The 14,587-nt window shown below is 68.6% G+C and carries 10 protein-coding genes; 5 read left to right on the forward strand and 5 right to left on the reverse strand.

From position 1 onward, the window contains the following. Positions 1-51: 51 nt before the first annotated feature. On the forward strand, positions 52-999 hold the full coding sequence (locus tag MWN34_RS04185; RefSeq protein WP_247026860.1) for a LysR family transcriptional regulator: 948 nt from the start codon (positions 52-54) through the stop codon (positions 997-999). On the opposite strand, the gene MWN34_RS04190 is transcribed toward MWN34_RS04185, so the two are convergent. After that, positions 971-1,900 (reverse strand): SMP-30/gluconolactonase/LRE family protein, encoded by a 930-nt coding sequence (locus tag MWN34_RS04190; protein WP_247026862.1) that lies wholly within the window; start codon positions 1,898-1,900, stop codon positions 971-973. The genes MWN34_RS04185 and MWN34_RS04190 overlap by 29 nt on opposite strands. A 337-nt stretch (positions 1,901-2,237) precedes the next feature. Between MWN34_RS04190 and MWN34_RS04195 the strand changes: the two genes are divergently transcribed. From MWN34_RS04195 to apnL, 4 genes are all read left to right on the forward strand, one after another. After that, positions 2,238-3,290, forward strand: a complete 1,053-nt coding sequence (locus MWN34_RS04195) for an ABC transporter substrate-binding protein (protein WP_247026864.1) — start codon at positions 2,238-2,240, stop codon at positions 3,288-3,290. A 183-nt stretch (positions 3,291-3,473) separates the two neighbouring features. Next, positions 3,474-5,999, forward strand: a complete 2,526-nt coding sequence (locus MWN34_RS04200; RefSeq protein WP_425532050.1) for an ATP-binding cassette domain-containing protein — start codon at positions 3,474-3,476, stop codon at positions 5,997-5,999. After that, the gene (locus MWN34_RS04205) at positions 5,996-6,997 is read left to right on the forward strand and encodes an ABC transporter permease (RefSeq protein ID WP_247026868.1); all 1,002 of its coding nucleotides are present in this window, start codon (positions 5,996-5,998) and stop codon (positions 6,995-6,997) included. The genes MWN34_RS04200 and MWN34_RS04205 overlap by 4 nt, the downstream gene beginning before the upstream one ends. A gap of 540 nt (positions 6,998-7,537) precedes the next feature. Next, positions 7,538-9,493, forward strand: coding sequence for a D-apionate lactonase (gene apnL / locus MWN34_RS04210; protein WP_247026870.1), 1,956 nt, complete (start codon positions 7,538-7,540; stop codon positions 9,491-9,493). Positions 9,494-9,499: 6 nt separating this feature from the next. On the opposite strand, the gene MWN34_RS04215 is transcribed toward apnL, so the two are convergent. The 4 genes from MWN34_RS04215 to MWN34_RS04230 all read right to left on the reverse strand — a co-directional run bounded on the left by MWN34_RS04215 (position 9,500) and on the right by MWN34_RS04230 (position 13,983). After that, positions 9,500-10,210 carry a transcriptional regulator NanR gene (locus tag MWN34_RS04215; RefSeq protein WP_247026918.1) on the reverse strand — a complete coding sequence of 237 codons (711 nt, stop codon included), beginning with the start codon at positions 10,208-10,210 and terminating at the stop codon, positions 9,500-9,502. 243 nt (positions 10,211-10,453) lie between these two features. Beyond that, the gene (locus tag MWN34_RS04220) at positions 10,454-11,305 is read right to left on the reverse strand and encodes a phosphogluconate dehydrogenase C-terminal domain-containing protein (protein ID WP_247026872.1); all 852 of its coding nucleotides are present in this window, start codon (positions 11,303-11,305) and stop codon (positions 10,454-10,456) included. A gap of 18 nt (positions 11,306-11,323) precedes the next feature. Further along, positions 11,324-12,721, reverse strand: coding sequence for a four-carbon acid sugar kinase family protein (locus MWN34_RS04225; protein ID WP_247026874.1), 1,398 nt, complete (start codon positions 12,719-12,721; stop codon positions 11,324-11,326). After that, positions 12,718-13,983, reverse strand: coding sequence for a ribulose-bisphosphate carboxylase large subunit family protein (locus tag MWN34_RS04230; protein WP_247026876.1), 1,266 nt, complete (start codon positions 13,981-13,983; stop codon positions 12,718-12,720). The genes MWN34_RS04225 and MWN34_RS04230 overlap by 4 nt, the downstream gene beginning before the upstream one ends. Positions 13,984-14,587: the final 604 nt, after the last annotated feature.

Below are 14,587 nucleotides of genomic sequence, written 5' to 3' on the forward strand. Positions count from 1 at the left end.
GATCATTATGCATGGAATAATCTGGTTTCACGATTGAATGATGCTTTCCTCATGACCCTCGAACAGCTCCGCATCTTTGTCGCCGTGGCCGAGCGCGAGCATGTCACCCGTGCGGCGCAGGCGTTGAACCTCGCGCAGTCGGCGGCGAGCCACGCGATCGCAGCGTTGGAGGCGCGGCACGACACCCGCCTGTTCGACCGCATCGGCCGGCGTATCGTGCTGACCGAGGCGGGCCGCGCCTTTCTGGAGGAGGGGCGCGCGGTGCTGGCGCGGGCCGAGCGCGCGGAGGCGGTGCTGGCCGAGTTCGGCAGCCTCGCCCGCGGCACGCTGAGCCTTTATGCCAGCCAGACCATCGCCAGCTACTGGTTGCCCCCGCGCCTCGCCGCCTTTCGCCGCGCTCATCCCGGCATCGCGATCCGGCTCGACATCGGCAACACCGCGCAGGCCGCGGCGGCGGTGGAGGCGGGGATGGCGGAGCTCGGCTTCGTGGAAGGCGAGGTCGCCGCGCCCGCGCTTGCCGCGCGGGAGGTGGCGCGCGACCGCATGGTGCTGCTGGTGGCGCCCGGCCATCCCTGGGCGCAGAGGCAGGCGGGCAGAGCAACGCCTGCCGGCCCCGATCTGCTGACGAAGGAAGACCTGCTGGCGGGCGAATGGGTGCTGCGCGAGCCCGGCTCGGGCACCCGCTCGGTGTTCGAAGCGGCGCTGGCCGCGCTCGGCGTCGATCCCGCCCGGCTCGACGTGGTGTTGACCCTGCCCTCGAACGAGGCAGTGCGCTCGGCGGTGGAGGCCGGGCTCGGGGCGAGCGTGCTGTCCGCCTCGGTCGCGGCCCCTTCGCTGGAGGCCGGGCTGCTGGTGCGGGTGGAGCTTGCCCTGCCGGACCGCGCCTTCCACCTGCTGCGCCACCGCGAGCGGCGCCTCAGCCGGGCGGGGGAGGCCTTCGCCGCGCTGCTCGGGCCTCGCCCGTCCGCACTCAGGGCCGCTGCGCCCCCCGCGCATTGACGAAGACGGCATAGAGCGAGGTGTGCCCGCAGATGAACAGCCGGTTGCGTGCCGACCCGCCGAAGGTGAGGTTGCCGACCCGCTCCGGCACGCGGATCTTGCCGAGCAGATCGCCGGAGGGCGTGTAGCAATGCACCCCGTCGCCGGCGCTCGACCAGATGTTACCCTCCTCATCCACCCGGAAGCCGTCCGGCGCGTGGGGCGCGACCTCGGTGACGACGGCCCCGCCGGACAGCCGGTTGTCGGCGCCCACCTTGAAGGCGCGGATGTGGCGCGGGCCCTCCTCGCGGCCGATGAGGCCGGAATCGGCGATGTAGAGCAGGCTCTCATCGGGCGAGAAGGCCAGCCCGTTGGGCTGCACGAAATCATCCGCCACCACGGCCAGCGAACCATCGCGTGGATCGAGCCGGTACACGTAGCGGCCATCCTGCTCGGGCTCGGCCCGGCCGCCCTCGTAATCGGCGGCGATGCCATAGGTCGGGTCGGTGAACCAGATGGTGCCGTCGGACTTCACCACCACGTCGTTCGGCGAATTGAGCCTTTTGCCGGCATGGGAATCCGCCAGCACGGTGATCGTGCCGTCCCATTCGGTGCGGGTGAGGCGCCGGGTGCGGTGCTCGCAGGTCACCAGCCGGCCCTGCCGGTCGCGGGTATTGCCATTGGCGAAGTCGCTGTCGGCGCGGAATACCCCCACCGATCCGGTCTCCTCGCACCAGCGCATCAGCCGGTTGTTGGGAATGTCGCTCCACACCAGCGCGCGGCTGTCGGCCATGTAGACCGGCCCCTCGCACCAGCGCATGCCGCCAGCCAGCACCTCCAGCCAGCAGATCGGCAGGATGAGGGCGCGGAAACGGCGGTCGATGATCTCGAACGGATCGGCGGGCATGGTATCGGCGGGCATGGTCACGAATCCTCACGCATTTCCTCGTGCCGGGCTCTTCAATGGCCCTTGTCCGAAAGACGCTTTGCCGCGCCGCCGGAACGGATGAGACGATGCTCCCGCATCAGGCGCTTGCGCAACTGGTATAATGAGATAATGTTATCATCATCGTGCATGGGTAGGCCCGCCACCGCGTTTGACGCATGCCGACCGATTGTATCCGGCCCCGCCAAGGGCCTCGACACCGGCCTTCGCCTATACCGGCCTTCGCCCGCCAGGGCCTGAGCCGCCGCCTGACCCGTTTGCGCGGGCCTTTCACCTGAAGAGCCCGCCCGAGCGGGCCGCTGGGAGGACATTGATGAATCGCAAGACGATGCTCGCACGTGCCTGCGCCACTGCCGCGCTTCTTGCCGCGGGCGCGCTCGCCGCCGCCGCGCCCGCCAGCGCCTCGCCGGACAAGCCGGTGATCGCGCTGGCCAATGCCTATTTCGGCAATAGCTGGCGCCACCAGATGGTCGATGCCTTCAAGGAGGCGGCCGAGAAGGCCAAGGCCGAGGGCAAGATCGCCGACTACATCATCCTGAACGGCGACGGCACCGTCGCCCAGCAGAACAGCCAGCTCGCCGAGCTGATCCTCAAGAAGGTCGATGCCATCGCCGTCGACGCCGCCTCCGAGACGGCGGTGAACGGGGTGATCGAGAAAGCCTGCAAGGCCGGCATCAAGGTCGTGTCCTTCGATTCCGTCGCCTCCGCGCCCTGCAACTGGCAGCTCAATTTCGACTTCAAGGGCTACAAGCGCGACCAGGCCGAGTGGGTGCTGAAGAAGATCGGCGGCAAGGGCAACATCATCGTCGTGCGCGGCGTGAAGGGCTCGGCCCCCGATGCCGACATGTACGGCTCGCAGGAAGCCGTGCTGAAGAACTTCCCGGATGTGAAAGTGGTCGCCACCGTCTATGGCCAGGCCACCGCTTCGGTCGCCCAGTCGGCGGTCGCCAACGCCCTGCCGAGCCTGCCCCATGTCGACGCCGTGCTGGCGCAGGGCGGTTCCGACGACACCGGCATCGCCCAGGCCTTCGACCAGTATGGCGGCGACTACGCGAAGAAAATGCCGGTCATCGAGGGCGGCGGCTCGTCGAACTTCATCCAGTGGTGGGCCAAGCAGAAGGAAGCCAACGGCTACTCCACCATCTCCATGAACACCACGCCCGGCATCGGCGGCGCGGCGTTCTGGCTGGCCTACGGGCTGGTGAAGGGCGCCAATCCGCCCAAGCTGATGATCATGCCGGTCGCCACCGTCACCGACGACAACCTGAAGGACTATGCGGGCCTTCCGGCCGGTGTCATCGTCAGCCCGTCCTATTCGCAGGAATGGGTCGAGCAGAACCTGATCAAGGCCAAGCCCTCCAACTGACGGGCCTTGGCACCGATGGCGGCGTTCCGTGCCGCGCAGGATGTACCGGGTGAGCCCGGTGCATCGGCGCCCCGCATCCGTCCGGCGCCCGTGCCGGCGGGCGAGGGCCTTCCCGATCCGGCACTGCCGGGTCGCGGCCCCTCCAACCCCGGCATCGCTTTCTTCGCCGGAACAGGACCGGCAATGCCGACAGCGGAACGTCTCATCCCCGTGCCTGCCTCCCCAGCACCCATCGCCCTGCATCCCGTGGCGCGCGCCCCGGTGGCGAAGCTCGCCGGCATCGCCAAGGCCTTCGGGCCGACACGCGCCAATGACGGCGTCGATCTCACGGTCGAGGCCGGCGAGGTGCTCGGCCTGGTCGGCGGCAACGGCGCCGGCAAGTCGACCCTGATGCGCATACTGTGCGGCGTCACCCGCGCCGATGCCGGCTCCATCGTCATCGGCGGCGTCGATGTCGATCCCACGCTCTACGACACCATGCTGGCGCAGGCCGCGGGCATCCGCATCGTCCATCAGGAACTCTCGCTCTGCGACAATCTTTCGGTCGCGGAGAACGTGTTCCTCGAAGCGCCGGAGGCGGCCTCCCTGCGTCCCGGCTGGCGGGCCGCCTATCGCGAGCGCGCCCGCGCGGCGCTGGACGAGGTGTTTCCCGGCCATGGCATCGACGTCGATGCCCGCGTCGGCCACCTTGCCATCGGTCAGCGCCAGATGGTGGAGATCGCCCGCGCCGTCACCGCCCCCAAGGTGCGTCTCGTCATCCTCGACGAGCCCACCTCCTCGCTCGGGCTGGAGCGCAGCCGGCAATTGCGCTCCTTCATCCGCGCGCGGGTGCAGCGCGGCTATTCCTTCATCTTCATCAGCCACAAGCTGGAGGAGGTGGTGGACATCGCCCATCGCATCCTCGTGCTGCGCAACGGCCGCAGTGTCTGGTGCGGTCCGGCGGGGCAGGCGAGCGTCGCCACCCTCGTCAATGCCATGGGCGGACCGACCGAGGGCGTGATGCAGAGCCGCCGCGCCGCCCGCCCGGCCATCCCGGCCGGGGCGTCCGTCGTCGCCCGCATCACCGGCGCCGTCACCGCTCCGCTCGGCCGCGACATCGAACTGCGCGCCGGCGAGGTGGTGGGCTTCGCCGGACTGGAGGGCTCCGGCCAGCGCGAGGTCCTGCACGCTCTGTTCGCCCATCCGCGCGGCAGCATCGCCCGTTCCTCGCGCGAGCTTTCCATCGCCCGCGAGGGCGGCGCCAGCTTCGTCTCCGGCGACCGCCAGAAGGAAGGCGTGTTCCCGCTGTGGAGCGTGCTGTCCAACATCGCGCTCGGCCGGCTGGAGGGGCGCAATCCGCTCGCCCTCGTCTCCGATCGCACCGAGCGCGCGGCCGCCCGCCACGCCGCCGACCGGCTGAAGCTCGACCCCGCGCGCTTCGACAACCCCATTCTCGACCTCTCCGGCGGCAATCAGCAAAAGGCTCTGGTGGCGCGGGCGCTGGTCGGGCAGGCCCGTACCGTGCTGTTCGACGACCCGACCCGCGGCGTCGATGTCGCGGCGAAGGAGGATTTCTACGCTTTGGTCGGTCAGGTCGCCCGCGGCGGCGGGGAGGCGGCACCCCGGCTGGTGGTCTGGCACTCGACCGAGGACATCGAGTTCCTCGAATGCGACCGGGTGCTGGTGTTCTCCGGCGGGCGCATCGTGCGCGAGCTGGCGGGACCGGAGATCAGCGTCGAGGCCATCGTCGATGCCTCCTTCTCGCAGGCCGGCCGCACCGAGGCCGACCACACCGCCGGATCGCGGGCCTTCGGGGAATGGCTGGTGGAACTGGCCCCCTTCGCCAGCCTCGCCGTGGTCTTCGCCCTGATGGCCTATGTGAACCCGATGACGGTTTCCCTCTTCGGACTCGACCTGCTGCTCGGGCCGGCGATCGCGCTGGTGCTGGTGGCGCTGGCGCAGATGTTCGTGGTCGGCGGCAGCGAGATCGACCTCAGCGTCGGCGCCTTCGCCGGCCTCGTCAATGTGGTGAGCGCGACGCTGCTGGTGGATTGGCCGCTGCTCGGCATCGGCGCGCTCACCGCCGGCATCCTCGCCTATGGGCTGATCGGCGCCACCATCCAGCTGCGCCGCATCCCCGCCATCGTGGTCACGCTCGGCGCCTCCTTCATCTGGGCGGGCATCGGCTACACGCTGCAGCCGACCCCGGGCGGCTCGGCGCCGGACTGGCTGGCCGCCGCCTTCGGCTGGTCGCTGTTCGGTGTGCCGGCCAATCTCGTGCTCATCGGCGTCGCCGGCATGGTGGCGCTCGTCATCGACCGCGCCCCGATCGGGGTGGTGCTGCGCGGCTTCGGCAACAATGCCGCGGCGATGACGCTGGGCGGCTGGTCGCCGCTGCGCTACGCCGTCATCCGCTACATGATCGCCGGGTTGTTCGCGCTGGCCGCCGGGCTCGCCCTCACCGCCATCAACACCGCGAGCGACATCAATGCCGGCGGGCCCTTCACCCTCATCAGCGTCGCGGCGGTGGTGATGGGCGGCTGCGCGCTGATGGGCGGCTTCATCTCGCCGCTCGGCGTGGTGGCCGGCGCGCTCACCCTCGCCCTCATCGGCGCGCTGCTCGGCGCGCTGAATGTGAGCACGGACTACAACGCCGCCGTGCAGGGCTGCCTGCTGCTGGCCATGCTGGTTCTGAGGGCGCTCGCCGGGCGCCGGGAGGCTTCCCGATGAACGCGCAGACCATGACCGACTGGCTGGAGCGCAACCGCTGGATCTGGGCCGGCCTCGGCGTGCTGGTGCTGTGGGCGATCCTCTCCTTCACCACCGGGCGCTTCAGCCTCCATTCGCTGTCCGGCGTGGCGGTGTCGGCGAGCTTCCTCACCCTCGTTGCGCTCGGCCAGATGCTGGTCATCACCACCGGGCGCGGCAATATCGACCTCTCCATCGCCGGAGTGCTGACGCTTTCCGCCTATGCCAGCATCGTGGTGACGCAGGGCTCCGACGCCCGCCTGCCGCTGGCGCTGGCCGCGGTGGTCGGCATCGGGCTGGCGACCGGGGCGGTGAACGCGCTGCTTGTGGTGACCTTCCGCATCCCGGCCATCATCGCCACGCTGGCGACCGGCTATATCCTCGCCACCGGCACGCTCATCGCCAATCGCTGGGCCGCCGGCTTCGCGGTGAGCCCGTTCCTGAAGACGCTGGCCGCCGGCCGGGTGGACGGGGTGCCGCTGATGCTGGTCATCGCGCTGATCGCGGTGGCAGGCACCGGGCTGCTGCTGCGCCGCACGGTCTATGGCCGGGCCCTGTCCGCGGTGGGGCAGAACATTCGTGCCGCCGCGCTGGCCGGGGTGGCGACCGGGCGCATCGTCGCCTCTGCCTTCCTCGCCTCGGCGGTGCTGGCCGCGCTCACCGGCATGCTGCTCGGTGCCTATGTCGGCGGCGCCTTCCTGGAGATGGGCCAACCCTACCTGCTGCAATCGCTCGGCGCGGTGGTGCTCGGCGGCTCGCTGATCTTCGGTGGGGCGTCGACCGCGCTCGGCACGCTGCTCGGAAGCTTCCTGCTCATCCTCATCGTCACCACCATGCAGATCGCCGGCCTGCCGCCCGGTACGCAGGACATCGTACAGGGCTTCGTCGTCATCGCGGTGCTGGCGCTGGCGGGCGGTCGCGCCGTCCGCCGCAAGCGCGCCGCGCCGGCGGCGGGAGCGGCGCCCGTATCGGGCGGCTGAGGGCAGGCGTAAGGCGCCCAGATGCATCGAAAGCGGGTGGACTCTCTCCGCTCTCCCCTGCCTGCCAGCTTCGTCATCCCGACTGCAGCGAAGCGAAGAACCGGGGGCGTCCGGGCTTGCGGGAGCGGGCGAAGGGCACGGCGAATGCGTGTGCATGAAAGCCCCGGATGACGTGCTCCCGCGCATTGTTTCGAGCGCATGGAAAGGCCAGGAGATGCCCCGACGGCGCCCGATCCCGACGCTGCGGCTCCGTCTCCGGCCGGGATGACGGTGCGGCGTCAACAGGCGGTGGCATGCCCGTCGCGTCCGCACCCGGCATGCGGGAAGGGAGCCGGTCGCGCCGGGGCGAAAGGGTGCCGCCGGTGTCGTCTTCAGAAGCGGGTGCATCGCTTCAGCCGCCGGCCCTCATCGTCCTCCGATGCGTCCTGTGGCGGTGCCGCTCCCCAACGGAACCTTCCCGCCATACCATTTTGTCGGCCTGTGCGATCTGGTCCCGCACCATACTGCGTGCCGGCACATCGCCCCGTAGGACACCTCACCATGACCGCCCCTGCCGACACCGCGTCCGAATCCGAACTGCGCCGTCGCCGGCTGGGCACCGGCGAGGCCGAGCCGGCGACCCGCCGGCTCCGCGCCGGGCCGCTGACGGCGGAGCTGATCGAGGGAAATCTGCGCAATATCCGCGTCGCCGGCGTAGAGGTGCTGCGGGCGATCTCCTATGTGGTGCGCGACAAGGACTGGGGCACCTATGCGCCGCTGATCGAGGGTCTCGCCATCGACGAGACGGCGGAGGGGTTCCGCCTCGCCTATCGCGCGCGCTGCACCGGAACGGGCGGCGAGCGCCTCGCCTATGAGGCCGTCATCATCGGTCGCGCCGATGCCAGCCTGAGCTTCGAGGTGGAGGCGATCCCGAAGACCGACTTCCTCACCAATCGCTGCGGCTTCACCGTGCTGCACCCCATCGTCGGCATCGCCGGTGGACCGGTGGTGGTGGAGCATGTCGATGGCACCGTCGAGACGTCGGTGCTGCCGGACCTGATCGACCCGTGGCAACCTTTCAGGGAGATGCGCGCCATCAGCCACGAGGTCAGCCCGGAGCGGCTGCCGGGCGTGGTCGCGACCTGCCGCATGGAGGGTGACAGCTTCGAGATGGAGGACCAGCGCAACTGGTCGGACGCCTCCTACAAGACCTATGTACGCCCGCTCGCGCTGCCCTGGCCCTATGTGCTGCCCGCCGGCGAGCATATGCGGCAGGCGGTGACCCTGACGCTGCGCGGGACGCTGCCGCCATTTGCCGAGCCGATGGGCGAGCCCGAGCCGGTGCGCCTCGAACTCGGCGGCGCATTCGGAAGACGGGCACCGAAGATCGGCCTCGTGGTGACGCCGGAAGAGAGCGAGGCGACAATCGCGGCCGGCCATCGGCTCGCCGAACTCGCGCCGCAGACCCTGCTGTTCCATTTCGACCCGACCACGGGTCACGGCCGGACGGCGCTCGAAGGCTTCGCCCGCGTCGCGGCGCTGCTGCCGCAGGCCGAGAGGGTGCTGGAATGCGTCGTGCCGGGGGTGGAGGCGCCGGCCGACGAGCTCGCCGCCATCGCCGCCGAGGTCGAAGCCTCGGGCCTCAGGCTCGACGCCGTCGCGGTGAGCCCGGACGTCGATCGGCGCTCCACCCCGCCGGGCAGCGCCTGGCCGGATTGCCCGCCGCTGGAGGAGGTCTATGACGCCGCGCGTGCGGCCTTTCCGGGGCTCAGGCTGGGTGGCGGCATGTTCAGCTACTTCACCGAGCTGAACCGCAAGCCGGTGCCGGCGGCCCTGCTCGATTTCGTCAGCCACTGCACCTGCCCGATCGTGCACGATGCCGACGACCGCTCGGTGATGCAGTCGCTGGAGGCGCTGCCCTTCATCCTGCGCTCGACCCGGGCGATGATCGGGGAGGCAAAACCCTACCGCATCGGTCCCTCGACCATCGGGATGCGGCAGAACCCCTATGGCTCGCGCACCATGGCCAACCCGGAGCGCCGGCGGATGACGATGACACCCGAGGATCCCCGGCAGGACGGACTGTTCGCGGCGGCCTATATGGTGGGCTATTCGACCCGCCTGGCGGCGGCGGGAGTGGAGAGTTTCATCGTGGGTGGACTGACTGGCCCGCTTGGACTGACTACCCACCCCACTGCACCAACTGGCCTCCGTCCTGCCTTTGCATCGGCGCACATTCTGGCTCGTCTGAACGGATTTGAATGGCATGATTGCCACTCCAGTGATGAAGCCAGAGTGCTCGCCATTGCAGCGTCGCAAGACAATCGTCGCCGGGTTCTCGCCGTCAACATCACGGGCGAACAGCAGGTCGTGGAGGTTCCCCTGAGCGGCACCGCGCTTCTGCTGGACGAGGCCTGTTTCGCGGAGGATGCCGGCGTGCAGCGCGAGGAATGTGCCATCGGGGCCGATCGCCGGATCGTTCTAAATCCTTATGCTGTCATAGAAATCAGAGAGTGAGGCGGTTCACGCCGGATGCGCGTAGAGCGCGTTGGAACGGTCGAGGTGCTTCACCATGGCCGCCTCCGCGGCATCCGCATTATGCTGGGCGAGATGGCGGAGGATCTCGTCATGCTCGACCAGGGTGAGGTTTTCCTTGCCGGTCCAGCTCAGCATCTCGGTGTGATACTGCCGCAACCAGCCAAGCATAGCCTCGCTCACCGCTTCGAAGATGGCGTTGCCGGAGATGGCAGCAATCTGATTGTGGAAGCGCATATCCGCGGAAATGAAGAGAACTGGGTCGTCAACGGCTCGTCTTTGCTGATCCAGCGTCGCCTGAAGGCGTGCGATATCTGCGGAGGTCGATCGTATTGCTGCTTCCCGCACCATGCCGCGCTCGAAGAAACGTCGCGCCTGTTTGAGATGTTCGAGACTGTCGGGGGAGGCGGAGAGCAGGATGGTCGCGGTCAGGTCCATCTGCTGAAACAGCGACTTCGCCGTAAGTTGCTGGACCTTGGCCCGTTCGCCATGGGTTATGGAGATCAGCCCGATATTGGCAAGTGCCTGCATCGCCTCGCGAATCGCCGGACGCCCGACGCCGAAGCGGTCCATCAGGTCGCGCTCGGAGGGCATGGCATCGCCCGGTCCGAGCTCTCCCGATGTGATCATCCCCTTCAGGCGATCGAAAACCTCATGGGAAAGCTTGCGCCGAACAATGGTTTCCGTGCCATGCACCATGCCTGAAGTCCCTTTGCCCGGCATCGGCGGGAGGCCGATGCACGCCAGGTACATTCATCATACCATGCGACGGCGCGTCGACACCCGCGATTGCTGGCGCGTGACGACGCGCGCGGAAGAAAGAGAAGCGGCTGCGAGCGCCGTTGCCGACGATCGCAGCCGGAGTGGGGGAGGGAAGAAGGGATCCCCCCCGGTGAGGAATATGCGCGCGCTGTTGAACGCGCTCTGTCTAAGGCATTGAAGTCACGCCGCTTTCGGCGGATTGCAGATCTCCTCGACCGAGCGCTGCACCGCCTGCGGATCGAAGATCCGCTCCAGCCAGCCCTCCCTGAAGATCTGCGGCCGGGCCTGGTCGATGGCGTAGAGCGCGCCGTCGGAGAAACGGCCTTCCGGGAAGATCTCGAAGGCGATGGCAAGCTCGATGGTCAGATGGCCGAGCAGGAAATCCGTTGCCGCCTGCCGCGGCACGCCGCGCCGCACCGCTTCGTCGGTCGCCTCACGCAAGGCGAGGCAGAGCGTGGCGCCGATCGTTTCCGCCAGCGCCGGCTCCATGATCGCGATCTGTTCGACCGTGCAGCGATGGGCGCGCATCACCGGCTTGTAGATGGTGCGGGCAATCTGCTCGCACTGGGCGTAATGCTCCTCCGGCCCCTGCATCAGCGCGCAGACGATGTGCTGCTTGGCGTGGACGCCGCCGAAGAAGTCCTTTTTCGCTGCCTCCGTCACCTCGTCGTTGAAGATGGGCGGGTGGCAGGGATGGGTCACGAAATAGGTGACGTCGTCGCGCTCCGGCAGTTCGCCGGCCTGCGGGGCGGCGGCATCCAGCATGATGATGGCGGTACCGGGCTTCACCTTCTCGATGAAGGTGTGGGCGATCTTGCCGATGAGCCGGTCCGGAACGGCCATCAGCACGGCATCGGCATCGGCGAGGGCGTTGTCGCCGTCGACGCAATCGAGCCCGGTCTTCTCCTTGAGGCGGGCCCGGCCGGCCTCGGTCGGCTCGACATGCATCACCTCATAGGGCGAGCCCTGAAGGTTGGTGGCGAGCCGCACGCCCATCTTGCCGCCGGCGCCCAGCAAAGCGATCTTCTTCATCTCGGGTTCTCTCCCTGTTCAGCGGTTGCTGGCGCCGCCTTGCTTGGCGGTCCAGAAGAAGTCGGGCTGGCCCATCTGGCCGCCCTTGAAGGTGATTTCGAGCCCGTCATGGGCGTTCCCGGCATGGGCGCGGCACAGCGGGGCACCGGGCGCGAGCGGGGCGAGAGCGGTGAGCGCATAAAGGCCGAGCGCCATGCCGGCATGGCCCGAGGTGTCGCCCCCGGAAATGACCGCGCGCTGCAAGCCGGCCTCGCGCACCACGGCGTCGAGCACACGCCCGAGGCCGTCGCCAAGGCGGGCATTGACCTCGCTCATCGCAACGCCGGCCGCCTCGACAGCCGTGCCGAGCGCCGGGACGGCCGGATCGTCCGGCCCCGCGGCCGTGAAGATGATGGGGTCGCGCCCCTCGCCGAGCGCCTGGCGCGCGCCGGCGATGCCGCGATCGATCTCCGCATTCCAGGCTCGCATGTCGATCGCCCGGGCGGCATCAAGGCGGATGCCCTCGAAGCCGTGATCGAGCGCGAAGTCGATCTGCCGCGCGGTGATCGGCGAGCAGGACCCCGAGACGACGGCGATGCGCTCGCACGGCGGTGCGCGCCGGCCCGGCGGTGCGGGCTCGATCAGCCCGGCCTGTCGCCAATGCGCGACAAGCGCATATTCCACGCCTTGCGAGCCGACCGCGAAGAGGCGCTCGCCGCGATGGGCCCAGATGAGTCGACCGGCCTCGGCAAGTGTTTCCTCGTCCAGCACGTCGAGCGCGAGCACGCGCGCGCCGCGCCGGCATTCTTCGGCCAGCGTCCGGTCCCCATGGCCGGCCTTCATCGACGCGAAATCGACCAGTCCGACCGGAATGTCGGTCTGCCGCGCCAGATGCAGGCGGACATCGGCCTCGTCCATCGGCGTCACCGGATGGCGTGCCATCACCGGATGGCGGTCGATCCGGTAGCCGACGCCCCCGATCGCGGCGAAGAGATTGCCGAAAACCTGATAGCGCGCCAGCGCCGGCGCCCCCACCAGCAGCGGATGCCATGCTCCGCCGAGGCGGGGTTCCGCGAGTTCGATCGCGCGTCCGATCGAGCCGATGCCGGGCGCGGAATCGAAGGTGGAGCAGACCTTGTAATGCGTGATCGGCGCCTTGAGGCCGGCGAGCACATCGTAGATCGGCGGCAGGTGCTCATCCATCCAGGCCGGCGTCTTCGAGCGCGCAATGCCGGCAATGCCGACGGCACGCATCCCCTCGAAGCGGGCCAGTTGTTCGGCGGTCGGAGGCCCGAGGAACAGCACGGTCGGCAGGCCGGCGAAGCTCATCACCTCCATCACGGCGGACGAGCCGGTGTAGTCGTCGCCGTAAAAGGCGACGAGCGTGCCCGGCGGAAGCGGAGCCGCCGTCTGGCTGGATGAGCGCCCGTCGGTCATGCCGCATAGGTCTCCAGCGCCCGGGCGAGAGCGGTGTGGTCGCGCGCATAATCGGCCAGCGGAACATCGGTCATCGCCGCATCCCAGGCTTCGCGCAGGCTGGCGACGCCGGCGGCGGGGCCGTCCGGGTGCGCCATGATTCCCCCGCCGGCGGCGAAGATGAGATCCGCGGTTCCCAGCGCCGCAAAGGTGCCGGGCGCCTGCTTTGCCGATTGGCCCGAGGAGAAGACCGGCATGGCGATGCAGGGCCTGTCGTCGAACATCGGCGTGAGGCAGGCGCGCGCCGAGGCGATCACGCTGTCGTCCGCTTCCGAGAACTTGTTGGCGAGGCCGTTGACATGCATGTGGTCGGCACCGGCAAGCCGCCAGATCTTCTGCCACGCCACATAGGACCAGCCGAGCATCGGCGCGCGTGAGAGATAGCCCCATCCGTTACGGTGGGCGTGGATCGGCAGCGCGCTGAACCGGCCCAGTTCGATCATGCCGACCAGCCCCACCGAATTGAGGCTCGCCATGACGCAGGTGCCGCCGCGTTCCAGCACGTGGTCATGACGACGGCGCATCTCGTCGAGCTCGCCGGTCAGGTTGAAGGCGAACATCACCTTCTTGCCGGTGCGGTCGGCATGATCGTTGATGACCCGCATCACCGCATCGACACGCGTATCGAACGGGCAATGCGGCCCGTCGGACTGCAATTCGTCGTCCTTGATGAAATCGATGCCGGCCGTGCAGAGGAGACGGACCAGGTTGGCGGTCTCCTGCGCTCCGAAACCGACGCTCGGCTTTACGATGGTGCCGATCAGGGGGCCTTCAGCGACTCCGGCGAGCCGGCGCGTGCCGGAAATGCCGAAGCGGGGGCCGGGATAGCGGGCGGCGAAGACCGCCGGCAGACGGATATCGAGCAGGCGAAGGCCGGAAAACTGCTTCAGTTCGAATAGGTTGCCCGCAACCGTGGCGAGCAGGTTGGGGAGCGAAGGGCCGATATTGTCGATCGGCCAGGACAGCGTCACGCGCGCGCGCCGGATCGCTGCCGCGTCGTCCTTCGGCCGACCCGCGCCGGGCAGCGAGGGTGCCTCGACCGTTCCGATCTCCTCCAGCGCTTCGATCCGCGCCGCCGAGCGCTCCTTCAACTCCGGCGTTTCACCGGGAATGGCGACGAAGGTGCCGCTCGACTGCTCGCCAGCCATCGCCTCCGCGGCGCGGCGCGGGTCGAAGGCGGTCTCGATGAGATAATCGGCTTCTATACGTTGGGGGGCGGCCATGCACGGTTCCATGCGGGCTTGGGAACATCGGCGTTCGCCTCCGTCGGCGGGCCGTTTTCCTTGGTTTCCTCGGGCGGCGTTCCGCGTGAACGCTCATATATTGATATAGTCATTATACCAGATGATGAGTGGTGACAAGGAGACTGCATCCAGTCCCCAAGGGCGTGCGCGACGCGGGGAGGTGACGGTTCTTGCCGGGAGTGCAGGGCTGAAATGCACTATCCACAGGCGAGCTTCCGGTATTTGGCGACGGGGTTGCTGTCGGAATGAGCGGGAAAGGCTGGAGAGTGCCACGTGGCCGGGCAGCCTGCGGCGCGTGCTACGGGCTGGCTTCAATACATTGAATTACATTGGAAATATGCGAACGAGCAGGAGTGACGTCACCGCTGCACGGGCCTCCAGCTGCGGGTTTCAGGGGCGGCTCCGGCCCGGTCTCTGCGTCACGCTGCCAGCATGAAGGTTATCCCCTGCGGATCGTCGCCCGTCATTTTTCTGTTTTGAGCCGTGTTGACATCGGTCCGGGGCTCCCCCTATAAAGCGGCCATCGACGACGGGTTGCCGCCGGTTGGCGGGCGCCTTGGTGTTGCTCTTTCAGGACAGGCGG

It is taken from the genome of Ancylobacter crimeensis (assembly GCF_023016805.1).
Taxonomy (GTDB): Bacteria; Pseudomonadota; Alphaproteobacteria; order Rhizobiales; family Xanthobacteraceae; genus Ancylobacter; species Ancylobacter crimeensis.